The sequence below is a fragment of the Otariodibacter oris genome, from assembly GCF_009684715.1.
In the GTDB taxonomy this organism is placed as follows: Bacteria; Pseudomonadota; Gammaproteobacteria; order Enterobacterales; family Pasteurellaceae; genus Otariodibacter; species Otariodibacter oris.
Window position 1 is genome coordinate 1974776 of the sequence record NZ_CP016604.1, and the last position, 17240, is coordinate 1992015.

Annotated in this window: 17 protein-coding genes and 6 tRNA genes; 12 read left to right on the plus strand and 11 right to left on the minus strand. The window is 37.2% G+C overall.

The genetic code is table 11. The annotated features are described in order from the left end of the window. Positions 1-88 precede the first annotated feature (88 nt). Both sfsA and A6A10_RS09340 read right to left on the minus strand, forming a co-directional pair. Entirely contained in the window at positions 89-796 is a 708-nt protein-coding gene (gene sfsA / locus A6A10_RS09335; protein ID WP_121123665.1) for a DNA/RNA nuclease SfsA, read from the minus strand. A 79-nt stretch (positions 797-875) separates the two neighbouring features. Next, complete coding sequence (locus tag A6A10_RS09340; RefSeq protein WP_121123667.1) at positions 876-1064, minus strand: YqaE/Pmp3 family membrane protein; 189 nt, start codon at positions 1062-1064, stop codon at positions 876-878. Positions 1065-1240: 176 nt separating this feature from the next. On the opposite strand from A6A10_RS09340, the gene mutY reads away from it, so the two are divergent. The 5 genes from mutY (at position 1241) to A6A10_RS09365 (ending at position 4046) form a co-directional block, all read left to right on the plus strand. Continuing rightward, positions 1241-2347: an A/G-specific adenine glycosylase gene (mutY, locus tag A6A10_RS09345; protein ID WP_121123669.1), complete on the plus strand. Its 1107-nt coding sequence runs from the start codon at positions 1241-1243 to the stop codon at positions 2345-2347. Between the two features lie 13 nt (positions 2348-2360). Continuing rightward, positions 2361-2639: an oxidative damage protection protein gene (locus A6A10_RS09350; protein WP_121123671.1), complete on the plus strand. Its 279-nt coding sequence runs from the start codon at positions 2361-2363 to the stop codon at positions 2637-2639. A 10-nt stretch (positions 2640-2649) separates the two neighbouring features. Beyond that, entirely contained in the window at positions 2650-3753 is a 1104-nt protein-coding gene (gene mltC / locus A6A10_RS09355; protein WP_121123820.1) for a membrane-bound lytic murein transglycosylase MltC, read from the plus strand. Positions 3754-3878: 125 nt separating this feature from the next. Then, positions 3879-3954 (plus strand) — tRNA-Phe (locus tag A6A10_RS09360). Between the two features lie 16 nt (positions 3955-3970). Beyond that, positions 3971-4046: transfer RNA gene (locus tag A6A10_RS09365), tRNA-Asn, on the plus strand. Between the two features lie 280 nt (positions 4047-4326). Here A6A10_RS09365 and hflX read toward each other — a convergent pair. The 5 genes from hflX to ilvC all read right to left on the minus strand — a co-directional run bounded on the left by hflX (position 4327) and on the right by ilvC (position 11365). Next, a complete protein-coding gene (gene hflX, locus A6A10_RS09370; RefSeq protein ID WP_229583603.1) occupies positions 4327-5631 on the minus strand; it encodes a ribosome rescue GTPase HflX in 1305 nt (434 codons plus the stop codon). A 53-nt stretch (positions 5632-5684) separates the two neighbouring features. Then, complete coding sequence (gene hfq, locus A6A10_RS09375; RefSeq protein WP_121123675.1) at positions 5685-5966, minus strand: RNA chaperone Hfq; 282 nt, start codon at positions 5964-5966, stop codon at positions 5685-5687. Positions 5967-6031: 65 nt separating this feature from the next. Beyond that, the gene (gene miaA, locus A6A10_RS09380) at positions 6032-6973 is read right to left on the minus strand and encodes a tRNA (adenosine(37)-N6)-dimethylallyltransferase MiaA (RefSeq protein WP_195759400.1); all 942 of its coding nucleotides are present in this window, start codon (positions 6971-6973) and stop codon (positions 6032-6034) included. Between the two features lie 111 nt (positions 6974-7084). Next, complete coding sequence (gene mutS, locus A6A10_RS09385) at positions 7085-9688, minus strand: DNA mismatch repair protein MutS (protein WP_121123677.1); 2604 nt, start codon at positions 9686-9688, stop codon at positions 7085-7087. Positions 9689-9883: 195 nt separating this feature from the next. After that, on the minus strand, positions 9884-11365 hold the full coding sequence (gene ilvC / locus A6A10_RS09390; RefSeq protein WP_121123679.1) for a ketol-acid reductoisomerase: 1482 nt from the start codon (positions 11363-11365) through the stop codon (positions 9884-9886). 246 nt (positions 11366-11611) lie between these two features. Between ilvC and ppa the strand changes: the two genes are divergently transcribed. From ppa to A6A10_RS09425, 7 genes are all read left to right on the plus strand, one after another. Beyond that, positions 11612-12139, plus strand: coding sequence for an inorganic diphosphatase (gene ppa, locus A6A10_RS09395; RefSeq protein WP_121123681.1), 528 nt, complete (start codon positions 11612-11614; stop codon positions 12137-12139). A gap of 57 nt (positions 12140-12196) precedes the next feature. Beyond that, entirely contained in the window at positions 12197-12946 is a 750-nt protein-coding gene (locus tag A6A10_RS09400) for a M48 family metallopeptidase (RefSeq protein ID WP_121123683.1), read from the plus strand. Positions 12947-13105: 159 nt separating this feature from the next. Beyond that, entirely contained in the window at positions 13106-13564 is a 459-nt protein-coding gene (locus A6A10_RS09405) for a YgiW/YdeI family stress tolerance OB fold protein (RefSeq protein WP_121123685.1), read from the plus strand. Positions 13565-13626: 62 nt separating this feature from the next. Beyond that, on the plus strand, positions 13627-14298 hold the full coding sequence (locus A6A10_RS09410) for a response regulator (protein WP_121123687.1): 672 nt from the start codon (positions 13627-13629) through the stop codon (positions 14296-14298). After that, positions 14285-15658: a quorum sensing histidine kinase QseC gene (qseC, locus tag A6A10_RS09415; protein WP_121123689.1), complete on the plus strand. Its 1374-nt coding sequence runs from the start codon at positions 14285-14287 to the stop codon at positions 15656-15658. Before A6A10_RS09410 ends, qseC begins: the two co-directional genes overlap by 14 nt. A 72-nt stretch (positions 15659-15730) precedes the next feature. Further along, complete coding sequence (locus A6A10_RS09420) at positions 15731-16435, plus strand: AzlC family ABC transporter permease (protein WP_121123690.1); 705 nt, start codon at positions 15731-15733, stop codon at positions 16433-16435. After that, entirely contained in the window at positions 16422-16748 is a 327-nt protein-coding gene (locus tag A6A10_RS09425) for an AzlD domain-containing protein (RefSeq protein WP_121123692.1), read from the plus strand. Before A6A10_RS09420 ends, A6A10_RS09425 begins: the two co-directional genes overlap by 14 nt. A gap of 26 nt (positions 16749-16774) precedes the next feature. Here the strand turns inward: A6A10_RS09425 and A6A10_RS09430 are convergent. From A6A10_RS09430 to A6A10_RS09445, 4 genes are all read right to left on the minus strand, one after another. Then, positions 16775-16850: transfer RNA gene (locus A6A10_RS09430), tRNA-Lys, on the minus strand. A 20-nt stretch (positions 16851-16870) separates the two neighbouring features. Further along, a tRNA-Lys gene (locus tag A6A10_RS09435) sits at positions 16871-16946 on the minus strand. Between the two features lie 21 nt (positions 16947-16967). Beyond that, positions 16968-17043, minus strand: a tRNA-Lys gene (locus A6A10_RS09440). Between the two features lie 23 nt (positions 17044-17066). Then, positions 17067-17142 (minus strand) — tRNA-Lys (locus tag A6A10_RS09445). Between the last annotated feature and the right edge of the window lie 98 nt (positions 17143-17240).

Consider the following 17240-nt stretch of genomic DNA (forward strand, 5'->3'; position numbering starts at 1 on the left):
AGGGGATTTTATCTAATTTATAGATAAAATCCCCTCACTAAATATCAATAAAAAATCCTATAATTACACAAATATACACTATACTTTTTTACAATGAGTGTCTCAATTGCAGCCCTGTAGGTATATTGCCGCTAAATTCAAATTCTGCTTTATAAATTAGTACCCTAACTCCTTGCTGAATTGCCTGTTCTAATAATTCCGCATACTTTTTATCTATATGTTCAGCTACTTTAAAACTTGTAATACCTGAATGTAGAACCGCGAAGAAAATGACGGCTTGTTTGTTTTGGCTTGGTAATAATGCAAGTTCTCTTAAATGCTTTTGACCTCTCTCTGTTTTGGCATCAGGAAACAGCCCCTCCCCATTATCCGTCAATAATGTGGTCGATTTTACCTCCACAAAACAATCATTCATCCCCGATTGTTTCAATAAAAAATCAATACGGCTGTTCTCTTCCCCATACTTCTGTTCAGGTAAAATCTGCGTATATTCTGCTAACTCACTGATCCATCTATTTTCTAATGCCTCTGCTACCAATTGATTCGCTCTTTGAGTATTAACACAAATAAAATCTCCGTGGATTGTTTGAGTTAATTCCCAAGTATTCGGGTATTTTCTCTTCGGGTTATCAGAAGTCGAAAACCACACCGTATCTCCTTCATTGGCACAACCTGTCATCGCACCTGTATTGGGGCAATGAATCGTAACTGTTTCACCTGTGGGTAAAAGTATGTCTGCTAAAAAACGTTTATAACGACGAAGTAATGTTCCCTGTGATAAGGTTGGAAGTTGCATGATTCATAATCTTTATTGAAATAATAAAAAGCCACACTAATGGATGCATTAATGTGGCACAAAGTGAATTCAAAAATAATTATTTACCAAAACTATTTTTGATTTTTTGATCGGTATTATATTGAGACAAAGCGTAAACAGCCCAAATGGTTGCAGGAATCCAACCTAATAAGGTAATTTGTAAAATCAAACAGATAATTCCTGAGATTGGACGCCCAATGGTAAAAAAGGTTAACCATGGTAATAAAAAAGCGATTAATAAACGCATAATACTCCTTTCTAACTAATTAAAATCATTAGCTGTACAAAACAGCACTAAATTTTTACTATTTTTCCACATTTTTGTCAAAAGATAAAATAAAATCAAATTATGACAGATCGCCAAGATGTATTACAATCATATCGAATACACAAATCACCATAAGGCCAAGGCTAATAGAAGTTATGAAAAAACAGCCTATTTATCCATTAGCACAAGCAAAAGTATCGGATACTTTTGCTTCATCCGTGTTAAATTGGTATCAACAATACGGACGAAAACACCTTCCTTGGCAGCAAAATAAAACGCTTTATGGTGTTTGGCTTTCTGAAGTCATGCTACAACAAACTCAAGTAGCAACGGTGATTCCTTATTTTGAGCGTTTTATCACACGTTTTCCTACTATTACTGATCTCGCCAATGCATCTATTGATGAAGTTTTACATTTATGGACTGGACTTGGTTACTACGCTCGAGCAAGAAATTTGCATAAAGCTGCACAAATTGTGCGTGATAAACATAACGGTGAATTTCCCACACTATTTGAAGATGTTTTAACCTTATCCGGTATAGGCAGAAGTACAGCGGGAGCAATTTTATCCTCTGTTTTGAATGCTCCCCATCCTATTCTTGATGGAAATGTTAAGCGTGTACTCTCTCGCTATTTTGCTATTGAAGGATGGCCAGGTGAGAAAAAAATTGAAAATAAATTATGGGAACTGACCGCTTGTATCACTCCTACCACACAAGTTGCTGATTTTAACCAAGCCATGATGGATTTAGGCGCAATGATTTGCGTGAGATCTAAGCCAAAATGTACATTATGTCCCTTAGAAAAAGGGTGCCAAGCGAATGCAGAAAATGCTTGGCAAAAATACCCAACCAAAAAGCCGAAAAAAGCGTTACCCATCCGCCAAAGTTACTTTTTGATTTTACAATCGGGTACAAAAATTCTATTAGAAAAGCGTGAAGATAAAGGAATTTGGGGAGGTTTATTTGCTTTTCCTCAATTTACATCCCTTGAGGAACTCAAGCGGTCAGATTTAGTCAAAAATATGAAAATTTCTCAACATCTCATTGCATTTAGGCATACATTTAGTCATTTTCACTTAGATATTTATCCCATCTTGTTCCAAACAGAAGTGAACGAGTGCCAAGAAAATAAGGGTAATTACATGGCTTCTGTATCATCTAATGGAGAATATTGGTATGATTTGCAGCAACCTAGTGAAATTGGCTTAGCAACACCAGTTAAACGAATTTTAGACGAATTAGTGTATAACCAACAATAAAAAAGGAAACAAAATGCCTCGTACAGTTTTTTGCGAATATTTTAAAAAAGAGTTAGATGGTTTAGATTTTCAACTCTACCCTGGCGAGTTGGGCAAACGTATTTTTGACACTATAAGTAAACAAGCTTGGTCTGAATGGATCAAAAAGCAAACAATGTTAGTGAATGAAAAAAAATTAAATATGATGAATCCAGAACATCGCCAAATTCTAGAACAAGAAATGATTAACTTCTTATTTGAAGGTAAGGATGTTCATATAGAAGGTTATGTACCTGTATCCAAAACAAAATGAAGGTTTTAACATGAAAAAGGTAACTAAATTTCTTCCTCTTGCCGTACTTATCTCATTCCTTGCCGCATGTAGCAGCACGCCACCGAAACCCACTAAAAAAAGCAGTGGGGGAAGAGCTTACCCAGAATACGGTAAAGATACAAATGGACTAGATATTCTGACTGGACAATTTTCCCATAATATAGACCAAATATGGGGTGTAAATGAATTATTAGTTGCAACACGTAAAGATTACGTAAAATATACTGATAAATACTACACACGTAGCCATATTAGCTTTGAAGATGGTCAAATATTAATTGAAACACTCGGCGATCAAAATCACCTAAGAAATTCTATTATACATACATTATTAATGGGATCTGACCCCTCTGGTATTGACCTTTTCGCCTCTGGCGATACGCCGATCAGTAGCCAACCATTTTTAGAAGGACAAGTTGTCGATCAGTTTGGAAGAACAGTAACGAACATTTCTGTAGCCAATGACTTTGCAACCTACCTTATCCAGAACAAAATGAAAACTAGACGTTTGCAAAATGGTTATACTGTGACTTATGTTAATATTACAATGACAGAAAATCATGTTGCTGTTCGTGCAAGACGTTATTTACCGATTGCTAGACGAGCTTCTAAGACCTATGGCATTGATATGAGCTTGATCCTTGGCATTATGGAAGTGGAGTCAGCATTTAACCCTTATGCGGTGAGTTATGCCAATGCAATCGGATTAATGCAAATTGTGCCAAGAAGCGCAGGGCGAGATATTTTTGTGCGTAAAGGATTCAGTGGACAGCCTGATAAAGCTTATCTATATAATCCATCACAAAATGTCGATGCTGGTACGCATTACTTAGCGATTTTAAGAGATGAATACTTAAGTGATATCACTAATCCTACTTCTAAACGCTATGCAATGATTTCTGCGTATAACAGTGGTGCAGGTGCAGTGTTACGTGTTTTCGATAGTGATAAATGGGCAGCAATGAATAGAATTAGTAATTTAAGCCCAGATGCGGTGTATCGTATTTTAACTACAGCACACCCTTCTGCCCAAGCTAGAAATTACTTAGTCAAAGTAAATGCAGCTCAACAAAAATACTTACATGTACGATGAATAGCTGTTTTTAATACAACTTGAATAAAAATCGGGCTATTGAGCATATTTCTTTTATTTTTTCTAAAAAAGTATTTGACGAGGTTAAGGAAAATTAGCATAATGCACCCCGCAAACGACGAGTCGCCTCGATAGCTCAGTCGGTAGAGCAGGGGATTGAAAATCCCCGTGTCGGTGGTTCGATTCCGCCTCGAGGCACCATTTTGCAAAGCTCAATTCCTCCTTAGTTCAGTCGGTAGAACGGTGGACTGTTAATCCATATGTCGCAGGTTCGAGTCCCGCAGGAGGAGCCATATTCTGAAGCCCTGATATTTATTATCGGGGCTTTATCTTTTCTAAACTACTATTCCTGATAGTTTAATACCTAAGAAAACAAGTCAAGACTATAAACGAGAAAATTTTCATTTTGTGATCTTTATCGAATTTCTAAGATTTTTTTGGTGTAATACTTCGTTTTTAGAACAAAAAAAGATATTATCACTGCATAAGACAGATTTATAAATAATCTCTCAAAATCGTCATTTTTACACGACATTACTCTCCATTGGTAATGTCGTTTTTTTCTTTGAGAAACTATCCCCATCGGGCGAATTCAATATAATCATTTAATTCATTAAATTGCTTTAGCCACTTCTGCCATTGGATTTTATCGACTTTGACGGTAACAACTCGATCGCCAAATTCATTAAAGCTTTCTTGTTGAATACAGTTGTGCAAACGGAATTGAGTATAAATATGCCCTGCGGTAGGCGGTAATAAGAGCGTTTCTGTAATAAGCTCATTTTTAAGCAGTAATCGCATGGCTTCAAAGAGTAAATCAATGCCCTGATTTGCTTGAGCAGAAACATAAACCGCAACAGGTTTATTTTCATCCGAATATTCAATATGAGGTGAAATATCCTCTAATTGATCCACTTTATTAAAAACCAATAATGTTGGGATTTCTAATGCCCCAATTTCTGATAAAACCTGATTTACCGCATCAATATTTTCGTTTTTACGTTCATCTGCGGCATCAATGATATGGAGTAATAACGTCGCATCTGTCGTTTCCTGTAACGTCGATTTGAAGGCTGACACTAAGTCATGGGGCAGAAAACGAATAAAGCCCACTGTATCGGCTAAAATCGTCGTACCCACGTCTTGTACCTCAATGCGACGTAAAGTCGGGTCTAAGGTAGCAAAGAGCTGATCTGCGGCATATACACCCGCATTTGTAATTGCATTGAATAAGGTAGATTTACCCGCATTTGTATATCCCACTAAGGATACCGTTGGGATATCGGCTTTTTGGCGTGTTTTACGATTCTGATTGCGTTGTTTATTCACTTTCTCTAAGCGATTCTGCAATTGTTGAATACGCACTTTAATCAAACGTCTATCCGTTTCTAATTGCGTTTCTCCGGGACCTCGTAAGCCAACCGCACCACCTTTTTGTTGATCTTGGTTACCTAAACGTCTCACAAGACGAGTCGATAAATGGCGAAGTTGAGCGAGCTCAACTTGTAATTTACCTTCGTGGGATCTCGCTCGTTGAGCGAAGATATCCAAAATTAAGCCTGTTCTATCCACCACTCGACAATTACAAATGGATTGTAAATTACGTGCTTGTGCAGGGCTTAACTGATGATTGACTAAGACCACCGTTGCACCTAATTCCTCGACCGCATCCGCAATTTCTTGCGCCTTTCCTTGCCCGACATAATATTTAATGTGGGGAGCAGAACGTGATGTGGTTAATACCGAAACGACTTCTACACCCGCTGATTCTGCTAAGGTTTGAAATTCAATTAAATTATCAATATCTTTAACTTGTGAAAGATAGAGATGAACAAGTATGGCTTTATCTTGAGAGGAAGAATGAGAAGAGCCAAACAAGCTAGTATTCTCGTTTGGCTGATTAAAATTATGTTCTAATGTGTTAATAGCTACTATTCCGCTGTTTCACTTACTTCTGTAACCTGAGTCTGTGGCTGAGATTGTTGGTTTACATTATTGTTATTATGAGTAATCGCACGTGCTGGAACCACAGTAGAAATCGCATGTTTATATACCATTTGACTCACTGTGTTTTTAAGTAAAATTACAAATTGATCGAATGATTCAATTTGTCCTTGCAGTTTAATTCCATTGACTAAATAGATTGACACAGGAATACGCTCACGACGTAGTGCATTCAAATACGGATCTTGTAAAGATTGACCTTTTGCCATTTTATTATCCTTCTAATAATTATAGTTTTAAAATTTATCAAGCTGCCAAAGGCATACCGATATTATCATAAATTGTTTTGTTTTTGTGCTAATTTTTCGATCATTTTTTGATAAGATGACTCAGGATCCAAGCTATCTAGCCATTCCAACTCACTTGTCCAACCTCTTAACCATGTAATTTGTCGTTTGGCTAATTGACGGGTTGCACTAATCCCTTTGAAAATTGCTTCATCTAAACTTACTCCGCTCGCTAAATATTCCCACATTTGACGATAACCTACACAGCGAATCGATGGTAAGTTAATATGCAAATCTCCCCGTACAAATAACCGCTTAACTTCTTGTTCAAAGCCAAGCTCGATCATTTTGTGAAAGCGTTGCTCAATACGTTGATGCAAAACAGCACGTTCTTGCGGTGCAATCGCAAACTGCAAAATATCATAAGGTAATGCTTCGCCTTGCTGAGCGGTGAGTTCCGTCATTGTTTTGCCTGAAATATAAAATACTTCAAGCGCACGATTAATCCGTTGGCTATCATTGGGATTAATCCGCTGACCTGCTACAGGATCAATACGTAACAATTCTTGATGCAATGTAGCCCACCCTTCTTGCTCCGCTCGTATTTCAATTTTTGAGCGAATTTCTGGATCAGCAGAAGGCAAAGGGGATAACCCATCTAACAAGCCTTTGTAATAAAGCATTGTGCCACCCACAAGTAATGGGATTTTACCTTGAGCGGTAATCTCAGCCATTTCTCGTAACGCATCTTCACGGAAATTTGCTACAGAGTAGCTTTCGGCGGGATCGATAATATCGATCAAACGATGAGGGGCTAAAGCCAATTCTTCTTTACTTGGCTTAGCGGTACCGATATCCATTCCTCGATAAATTAAGGCAGAATCAACACTAATTACCTCGACAGGTAAAGTTTGACGTAGCTTAATCGCTAAATCCGTTTTACCCGAAGCGGTCGGACCCATTAAAAAAATTGCGAGTGGTTTTTGCATAAAATTAATCATTAATAAAAAGCGGTGAGATTGTAACAAAACTTTGCAAAAAGTCTTAATAATCTTACCGCTTGTGGAAAATAGGTTTCAATCTATCACTGATTTTGTAGCTTAATCCAACAATCCTTTCAATTTGTATAACACTTCAAGGGCTTGTTTTGGCGTTAGCCCATCGGGATCGATATCTTGTAGTGCTAATTCCACTGCTGAAGGTTCATTAGACACAACAAGCGGTGAGTTTGCTGGTTCATTTTGCACATTTTCAGATAACCAATCTTGCTGTGGATCTTCGTGTAGCATATTAGTTTGTTGCGATAATTGTTCTAGCTGAGAGAGTTTTTGTTTCGCCAATTTGATAACAGGTTTCGGTACTCCCGCTAATGCAGCCACTGCTAGACCATAACTCTTACTTGCTGCCCCTTCTTGCACAGCGTGCATAAAGGCGATGGTATCGTTATGCTCTAAAGCATCTAAATGCACATTCGCCACACCTTTGAGCTGATTTGGTAAGCTAGTTAATTCAAAATAATGGGTTGCAAATAACGTGAGCGATTGGGTTTTCTTTGCCAACCATTCAGCACATGCCCACGCTAAAGAAAGTCCATCATAGGTTGAAGTGCCTCGCCCAATTTCATCGACAAGGACTAAACTATTTTCAGTGGATTGGTGCAAAATATTCGCCATTTCAGTCATTTCGACCATAAAGGTTGAGCGACCCGAAGCTAAATCATCAGAAGCACCAATTCGGGTAAAAATACGGTCAATTGGACCAATTTCCGCACTGTCCGCAGGCACAAAACTACCGATATATGCCATTAAGGTAATCAGGGCGATTTGACGCATATAGGTACTTTTTCCGCCCATATTCGGACCTGTTACGATCAACAAATGGCGTTGAGCATCTAAATAGACAGGGTTGGCAATAAAGGGATCTTTCAACACTTGCTCAACCACAGGATGTCGCCCACCTTTGATATTGATACCTCGTTTCGTATTAAAAGTTGGCATTACGTAATGTAGGCTTTCTGCCCGCTCAGCAAGGTTCGTTAAGACGTCTAATTCTGCCAAAATTAAACTGGTTAATTGCAATTCTGCAAGATGTGGCAAAATCAGATCAAACAATTCATCATACAGTTGTTTTTCTAATGCTAGAGATGCCCCTTTCGCCTTTAAAACTTTATCTTCGTAGGTTTTTAATTCAGGAATAATATATCGCTCGGCATTTTTTAATGTTTGACGGCGAACATAATGTATTGGGGCTTTGTGAGCTTGCCCTTGGCTAATTTGAATGTAATAGCCGTGCACCGCATTAAAACCGATTTTAAGGGTATCAATTCCTGTTTTTTCACGCTCTCTTACTTCAAGATCTTCTAAAAATTGCGTTGCTCCAGCGGATAAACTTCGCCATTCATCTAATTCTGCATTGTAGCCTTCGGCAATGACCCCTCCATCACGAATCAGCTGTGGTGGATTATCAATAATCGCACGCTCAAGTAACTCATGAAGTTCGCTAAAATCGTCCATTTTTGCCAACATTTGATCCAAGCAAGCGGTAAGATTACCCGTATATTTTGCAATATCGGGCAATTGTGCTAATGCGGTTTTTAAACGAGTGAGATCACGAGGACGAGCAGTACGTAAAGCCACTCGAGCCAAGATACGCTCCATATCGCCAACTTGTTGCAATAAAGGCTGTAAGACCTCTACCCGTTCATTTTGTTGTAAAGCAAGAATAGTTTGCTGGCGATTATGCAATTTAGTGAAATCTCGAGTGGGTTGGTGAATCCAACGTTTCAGTAAACGGCTACCCATTGGTGTTACACATTTATCCAAAACAGAGGCAAGCGTATTTTCAAGCCCGCCTGTTAAATTGGTGGTGAGTTCTAAATTTCTACGGGTTGCGGAATCCAATAAAATGGTTTCGCTGTTTTGCGATAAATGAATAGAATTGATATGCGGTAATGCCGTACGCTGTGTTTCTTGCGCATAATGTAATAAACAGCCCGCAGCACATAATGCGACTGTCGCTTTTTCTACGCCAAAGCCTGCTAGACTTTGTGTACCAAATTGGCGGTTGAGTAATTGGATTGCTGTGACTAATTCAAATTCCCAAATCGGACGACGACGTAACCCTTTGTAATGTTCCAACATTGCTTTTTCGGCAAAATCTTCTGGGTATAAGATTTCAGCAGGTTGCGTACGTTGTAACTCGGCACTCAATAAGGCTGTATTCGGCAATTCGGTGATTAAAAATCGCCCTGAAGTCATATCTAAGGTAGCAAGAGCGTAGGTATTTTTTTCCTGATAAACACACGCGACTAAATTATCTTGTCGTTCTGGTAGCAATGCCTCATCACTCACAGTACCGGGAGTTACAATACGCACTACTTTTCGCTCAACAGGCCCTTTACTTGTAGCTGGATCGCCAATTTGCTCACAAATTGCCACCGACTCACCCAATGCGACTAATTTTGCTAAATAACCTTCAACAGAATGATAAGGCACTCCCGCCATTGGGATTGGCTCACCTGCGGATTGTCCTCGCTTAGTGAGGGAAATATCTAATAATGATGCTGCTTTTTTTGCATCGTCATAAAATAACTCGTAAAAATCCCCCATTCGGTAAAACAGCAAAATTTCTGGATTTTCTGCTTTAATTTTCAAATACTGTGTCATCATTGGAGTGTGTTGGGTAGAATTTTCTATATTTTTCATTGAGTTATATTAGTGATTAGATGAATAAATTAAGCATAAATAGATCACTTGCGTAATGCAATATGCGATAAATAAAAATATCCCTTCATTATACTTAAATGAAGGGATATCGTCGAAATTATGTAATGGTTAAATTTCTTGCAATATCATAAAATAAGTACTAACAGAAAAATTGTTAGTACTTAAACAACAGAATTACTCAGCTGAAGAAATACGTTTCATATCAGTCATATAACCACGAAGTTCTTGACCAATAAGCTCAACAGGGTGGTTACGGATGACTTCGTTTACATCTCTTAAAGTAATATTATCGATTTCTGTTGCTGGTGTTGGTTCACCAATATCGCCTTTTCGTAAAGTTGGCACTAATTTTTCACGTAAAATTGGACCTGCAACGTTAGCAAATAGATAGTTACCATATTCTGCAGTATCAGAGATAACCACATTCATTTCATAAAGACGTTTACGTGCAATTGTATTCGCAATTAATGGTAATTCGTGAAGTGATTCATAATAAGCAGATTCTTCATAAATACCACTTGCCACCATTGTATCGAAAGCAAGTTCAACACCCGCTTTAACCATTGCGATCATTAATACGCCATTATCGAAATATTCTTGTTCGCTAATTTTGATTGCATCACCTTTTGGTGCTTTTTCAAATGCTGTTTGCCCTGTTTCTTCACGCCATTTTAATAAATTCGCATCGTTATTCGCCCAGTCAGCCATCATTGTTGAAGAAAATTCACCACTTAAAATATCATCCATGTGTTTTTGAAAGAGTGGTGTTAATTCTTCTTTGATTTGTTCTGCTAATTCAAAGGCACGCAATTTAGCTGTATTAGATAAGCGATCCATCATTAATGTGATACCGCCATGTTTTAATGCTTCCGTAATGGTTTCCCAACCTAATTGGATTAATTTACCTGCATAAGCTGGATCTTTACCATCTGCAATTAATTTATCATAACAAACCAGTGAACCTGCTTGTAACATACCGCATAAGATAGTTTGCTCACCCATTAAATCTGATTTCACTTCTGCGACAAAAGAGGATTCTAATACGCCTGCACGATGTCCACCTGTTGCTGCAGCCCACGCTTTCGCGATTTCAAAACCTTCACCTTTAGGATCATTTTCAGGATGAACAGCGATTAAAGTTGGTACACCGAATCCACGTTTATATTCTTCACGCACTTCTGTACCCGGTGATTTTGGTGCAACCATTACAACAGTAATATCTTTACGAATTTGCTCACCGCCTTCTACAATGTTTAGTCCATGTGAATAACCTAATGCCGATCCTTGTTTCATTAATCCCATTACGTCAGCGATTACTTTTGAGTGTTGTTTATCCGGAGTCAGGTTGATGACTAAATCTGCGGTTGGAATTACTTCTTGGTAAGTACCTACTTTAAATCCATTTTCTGTAGCACGTTTGTATGATGCACGTTGTTCAGCAATAGCTTCTGGGCGTAAAGCATAGCTAATATCCAAACCTGAATCACGCATATTTAAGCCTTGGTTCAAGCCTTGAGCGCCACAACCCACGATAACAATTTTTTTGCCTTTTAAGAAATTCGCTTCGTTAGCAAATTCTTCTCTTTGCATAAAACGGCAATGCCCTAATTGATCTAATTTTTGACGAAAATTTAATGTGTTGAAGTAGTTAGCCATATTGTAGTTTCCTTTTTCTGTATAAAAATAATGATATATTTGTTCAGAGTATAAACTACATATCACGTTTCAAAAAGTGATATTATTGATATTTATAATTGCATATATTGCAACATAGAGCGGTTAATTCCACATAATTTTTTGCAAAAAAGAGTAAGAATCTCACCGCTTGCTTTGCGAGATAAGAAGGATCAGCTATAATCAAACTCATTTTTCACCCCTTATCAATAATAGAAGGAAATCAAAATGGGCTTAGAAAACGTACCAGCTGGTAAAGAACTACCAGATGATATTTATGTAGTGATTGAAATTCCAGCAAATTCAGATCCAATCAAATATGAAGTAGATAAAGAATCAGGTGCATTATTCGTTGACCGTTTTATGGCAACAGCAATGTTCTATCCTGCAAACTACGGCTATGTTAACCATACGCTTTCATTAGATGGTGACCCTGTGGATGTACTTGTACCAACACCTTATCCATTACAACCAGGTTCAGTCATTCGTTGCCGTCCAGTAGGTGTATTAAAAATGACGGATGAATCAGGTCAAGATGCGAAAGTCATTGCAGTTCCTCACACAAAATTAAGCAAAGAATACGATCACATTAAAGACATTAATGATGTACCGGCTCTTTTAAAAGCACAAATCCAACACTTCTTCGAAAGCTACAAAGCATTAGAAGCAGGTAAATGGGTGAAAGTTGATGGTTGGGAAGGTGTTGAATCTGCTCGCCAAGAAATCTTAGATTCTTTCGAACGTGCGAAAAAATAATATTCTCTAAACTCAAAATGCCAAAGATTTCCTTTGGCATTTTTATAAGGTAACAATATGAAATTATTAAAAAAAGTAGGATTAATCAGCTTTTTTACATTGATTCTAAGTGCTTGTGTAACTACGCAGCAAATGAATGCTCAAGCGGCTAGCCAATATAATCAAGTAAAACAACAAGCATCTGCTCAGGGAGCCCTTGATACTTCCTCTTCTACTGCAAGACGAGTTCGTGCCGTTTTTAATAAAATGAAACCTTATGCAGAACAAGAAAATACCACAGGCGTACCATTTCAATGGGAAATTATGGTAATCCGAAGTAACGACTTAAATGCTTGGGCAATGCCAGGTGGGAAAATGGCGTTTTATACTGGTTTAGTTGAAAAATTAAATCTAAATGATGATGAAATTGCGACTGTAATGGGTCATGAAATGACTCATGCTTTAAAAGAACACAGCAAAGCAGGCGCAAATCGTAGTGCTGTAATAGATACTGCATTTGCTATTACCCAAGCAGTAGTAGGCGATGTAAATGTAGGTGGATATAGTGGATTAGGAATGCTAAAAGCATATGGGTTAGATAGACCATTTTCTCGATCAGATGAAACAGAAGCTGATGAATTAGGCTTATATTTAATGGCAAAATCTGGCTACAATCCGAGAGCAGCATCACAACTTTGGATAAAAATGGGTAAAGCAACAGGAGGAGCCGGTGGATTCTTCTCGACTCACCCTGCTGACTCAGATCGACAAGCTAATTTAGAAAAATGGCTACCCAAAGCACTTGAATACTACAATGCTAGAAGATAATTATGATCTCCATTCCCTTAATAATGAAGCCTTTTGATATATTCAAAGGCTTTTTTAAAAAATTTTTTCTTCTTAATCTTTTGTTAAGATTTGTTTGATTTAATACGCATCAACAAAGCAATTTGTTTATTTGATAAATTATAGATGGAGAAATTAATTATGAAAAAAATCATTGTAATGACAACTTTAGTTTTGTCTACTTTCAGTGTAGCTTCTTTTGCAGCATCAGAAAATTCTGGAGAGAATCAAATTACACCAAACAACACTATGATGTATCCTCATATGAAAGCACACAAAATGTTGATGAATAATATGCATCACCACGGTGGGAATCGAGGAGGTTTTAGTGATGTAAATCAGGAAACAAATAAAATTTCTGATGCAGATAACTGGACCGATGATCAACGAATTATATTGCAAGGTAAAATCGTAAAACGAGTTGGAAAAGATGATTACATCATTAGTGATGCTAGTGGTCAAATGGAAGTTGAAATTGAAGGCAGAGCATGGAGAGGGGTGAATGTAACACCTAATGATACCGTTAGATTTTATGGTGAAGTTGACAAATCATGGAACAAAATAGAAGTAGAAATTGATCGTATAGAAAAGGTACAATAACCCCTTGATAAATATAAAGAGTGGCAATTATTTGCCACTTTTTTGTTAAATAAGGATCTCAAATGAGAATATTGCTAATTGAAGATGACCCATTAATTGGAGAAGGATTGAAGGCTGGACTATCTAAATCGGGTTTTAGTGTCGATTGGTTTACGGATGGTAAAACTGGACTTAATGCTCTATCTTCCGCGCCTTACGACGCTGTCGTTTTAGATTTAACTTTACCCAAACTAGATGGTTTAGAGATTCTCCAACAATGGAGGAAAACGAATCAAAATGTTCCAGTATTAATATTAACAGCGAGAGATTCTCTAGATGAGCGTATTTCAGGTCTACAACGAGGTGCAGATGATTATTTATGCAAACCATTTGCCTTAGCTGAAGTGGTTGCACGTTTACAAGCTCTCATTCGTCGTAGTCATGGAAAAAGCAACCCTATTCTTGAACATGGTAAAATCCAATTAGATTCTAATCAACGCAGAGTCTTTTTAGGGGGACAAGAAATTTCCCTCACTTCTCGAGAATACAATTTACTTGAGCTTTTTATGCATAATAAAGAAAAAGTATTAGCCCGCTCGCTTATTGAAGAAAAACTATATAATTGGGATGATGAAGTCAGCAGCAATGCATTAGAAGTGCATATTTATAATTTGCGCCAAAAACTCGGTAAAAAATTTATTCGTACCGTTCATGGTGTTGGATATACCCTTGGAAGCAATGATGCAGATAATTAGCCAAAAAAGTTTACGCTTTCGTTTAATTTCAATTATTTCACTCACAGCTCTTATCATTTGGGTAGTTTCTACAACTATTGCTTGGTTACAAGCGCGTAAAGAAATTAATCATGTTTTTGATACTCAACAAATCATATTTGCACAACGGTTAGCAAGTTCGAATTTACACTCGCTTTTACGCGAAACCTCTCGCCCCTACCTCAAAAGAATGAGTAAACGATTATTGGATAAAGAAAATATTGATGATGATGCGTTAGCCTTTGCTATTTTTACTGCCAGTGGAAAAATGATTCTAAGCGATGGACGTAATGGTGATAATTTTATTTACCAAAATACTACTGGATTTTCTGAATCACAAATTCAAGATGATGATGATACTTGGCGTATCTTTTGGACGCCAATGAATGATGATAAAAGGCTAATTGTAGCAGTAGGACAAGAACTTGATTACCGTAAAGATCTTACAGAAGAAATTGTATTAAGCCAAATGTGGATTTGGTTTGCTAGCTTACCCTTGTTAATTGGCTTAATTGTTTGGTTGATTAGCAGAGAATTAAGAACAATCAATCAAGTCAGTCAGCAAGTAAAGTATCGTACTCCTGAAGATAATTCTATGATTTCAACGGGAAATTTACCAATAGAAATTCATCCTTTAATTAATGGATTAAACCAGTTTTTTCAACGTACCTCTTCCATGTTATTAAGAGAACGACGTTTTACATCTGATGCGGCCCATGAGCTAAGAAGCCCTTTAGCTGCTCTAAAAATCCAAACAGAAGTAGCACAAATTGCAGGGGAAGATACTGCATTAAGAGAACAAGCTCTAAGTAATTTAACCAAAGGGATTGACCGAGCAGCACAATTAATTGAGCAATTACTGACATTATCTCGCTTAGATAATTTAGAATCATTAGAAGGGGTTGAGGATATTCATTGGGAGCAATTAATTACTTCTCTTATTAGTGAGCGTTATTTTGCCGCACAACAACGTAATATTGAACTAGCATTTAACTTGATCAATAAGCCAATAATTCATCAAGGACAGCCATTATTGCTCTCATTAATGCTACGTAATTTAATTGATAATGCAATTAAATATGGTAGAGAAGGAAGTATGGTTACCGTTATTCTTAATACACACAATCTTATCATTGAAGATAATGGTGGCGGAGTCAGTGATGATGATTTAGATAAATTGGGTCAGCGTTTTTATCGTCCAGCAGGACAAAATGAAAAAGGCAGTGGATTAGGTTTATCTATCGTAAAACGTATTGCTGAATTACATCAATATCATATTCATCTCTCACATCATTTTGATAGCAATCATAACAAAGGGCTTAAAGTGACTATTGAGTGGTAATCAAGATATTGGCATTTATCATAAGGTTTGATAGTCTAAACGACATTATCGTTTTTCTTAATGAGAAAATTAATGTCGTTTACTGTTGAAAACACATGGAAAAGTATTTTTAAATTAACGTTGCCAATATTAATGGGCTATTTAGCTGCTGGGATTGCCTATGGTCTGCTTGCAACCAGTGCAGGCTTACCTGTATGGTTTACGATTACGATGAGTTTCACGGTATTTTCTGGTACTGCACAATATGCGGCTATTCCCTTTTTTGTTTCTGGTGCCAGCTTAGTTTCAGTATTCCTCAGTACATTATTGATGAGCCTACGCTTTATTTTTTATACATTAAATATACGCCAGAACTTACCCGATAATCCTGTACATAAGCTAGTGAGTTTAAGCTACTTAACGGATGAAAGTTTTGCTTTACTTTCCACTGTTCCGTCTGAAAATCAAAAATCGATAATTTTAAAAGTAAATTTATTGGGTATGTCTTATTGGGTACTCGCAACTATTATTGGTGTGATTTTAGGTGACTCCGTTTCGCAATATATTCCTAATCTCGATTTTGCTTTACCTTGTCTGTTTGCGATTTTGGCCTACGAACAATATAAGAGCCAAAAACAATGGAAAGCGATTTTTATTGCCTTCGTTTGTTTCTTACTTGCTCAATCTATTAGCAGCACTAGCATCTTACTTATCGCAATTATTCTAGCGATTGTTATTGTTATTTTTCTACCAAGTTCATTTATAGATAGTAAAGGACAAAAAAATGGAAACCATTGATATTATCTATATGTTGATCGCACTAGTACTGGGTGCGCAAATTTGTCGTTTAATTCCATTAGTGTTGCCTAAAACAATTATCTCTCATCCCATTTTGCAAAAATTAAATAGAATCTTACCGCTTATCATTATGATTCTATTAGTTTTAACCAGCTTAGCATTACCAAAAGAAGGAACTGGTTATACGTTATTGATTGCACAGGTTTTAGCGTTAATTACCGTTATCTTAAGTTACCATTGGTTTAAGAATATTTTAATTAGTGTGTCTTTAGGTGTATTAAATGTAAATCTATTGATTTGGTTATTAGGATAAAAATTAAAAATATATAAAAATAGAGATGGTGGGTCGTGAGAGGCTCGAACTCTCGACCAACGGATTAAGAGTCCGCTGCTCTACCAACTGAGCTAACAACCCAAAGGTAAAATGTGAGAGAATGGTGGGTCGTGAAGGATTCGAACCTTCGACCAACGGATTAAAAGTCCGCTGCTCTACCGACTGAGCTAACGACCCAAACAGGTAATGTTTCTAAAGTGGTGGGTCGTGAAGGATTCGAACCTTCGACCAACGGATTAAAAGTCCGCTGCTCTACCGACTGAGCTAACGACCCTTTAGAAAGTTTCGCTAAATTAATGGTGGGTCGTGAAGGATTCGAACCTTCGACCAACGGATTAAAAGTCCGCTGCTCTACCGACTGAGCTAACGACCCTTAACTTGCGTAACGGAGGCATATCATACCGATTTTAAGCCTCAAATCAACTTTTTTTTTATACCAATGAAATTGATTGAATGGTTTGCAAACAATAT

Coding starts and splice junctions, on each gene's coding strand:
- A6A10_RS09400 (WP_121123683.1), top strand. CDS start 12,197: ATGAAATTATTAAAAAAAGTAGGATTAATCAGCTTTTTTACATTGATT.
- A6A10_RS09350 (WP_121123671.1), top strand. CDS start 2,361: ATGCCTCGTACAGTTTTTTGCGAATATTTTAAAAAAGAGTTAGATGGT.
- A6A10_RS09425 (WP_121123692.1), top strand. CDS start 16,422: ATGGAAACCATTGATATTATCTATATGTTGATCGCACTAGTACTGGGT.
- ilvC (WP_121123679.1), bottom strand. CDS start 11,365: ATGGCTAACTACTTCAACACATTAAATTTTCGTCAAAAATTAGATCAA.
- hfq (WP_121123675.1), bottom strand. CDS start 5,966: ATGGCAAAAGGTCAATCTTTACAAGATCCGTATTTGAATGCACTACGT.
- mltC (WP_121123820.1), top strand. CDS start 2,650: ATGAAAAAGGTAACTAAATTTCTTCCTCTTGCCGTACTTATCTCATTC.
- A6A10_RS09340 (WP_121123667.1), bottom strand. CDS start 1,064: ATGCGTTTATTAATCGCTTTTTTATTACCATGGTTAACCTTTTTTACC.
- mutY (WP_121123669.1), top strand. CDS start 1,241: ATGAAAAAACAGCCTATTTATCCATTAGCACAAGCAAAAGTATCGGAT.
- A6A10_RS09420 (WP_121123690.1), top strand. CDS start 15,731: ATGTCGTTTACTGTTGAAAACACATGGAAAAGTATTTTTAAATTAACG.
- miaA (WP_195759400.1), bottom strand. CDS start 6,973: ATGCAAAAACCACTCGCAATTTTTTTAATGGGTCCGACCGCTTCGGGT.
- ppa (WP_121123681.1), top strand. CDS start 11,612: ATGGGCTTAGAAAACGTACCAGCTGGTAAAGAACTACCAGATGATATT.
- A6A10_RS09405 (WP_121123685.1), top strand. CDS start 13,106: ATGAAAAAAATCATTGTAATGACAACTTTAGTTTTGTCTACTTTCAGT.
- qseC (WP_121123689.1), top strand. CDS start 14,285: ATGCAGATAATTAGCCAAAAAAGTTTACGCTTTCGTTTAATTTCAATT.
- mutS (WP_121123677.1), bottom strand. CDS start 9,688: ATGAAAAATATAGAAAATTCTACCCAACACACTCCAATGATGACACAG.
- sfsA (WP_121123665.1), bottom strand. CDS start 796: ATGCAACTTCCAACCTTATCACAGGGAACATTACTTCGTCGTTATAAA.
- A6A10_RS09410 (WP_121123687.1), top strand. CDS start 13,627: ATGAGAATATTGCTAATTGAAGATGACCCATTAATTGGAGAAGGATTG.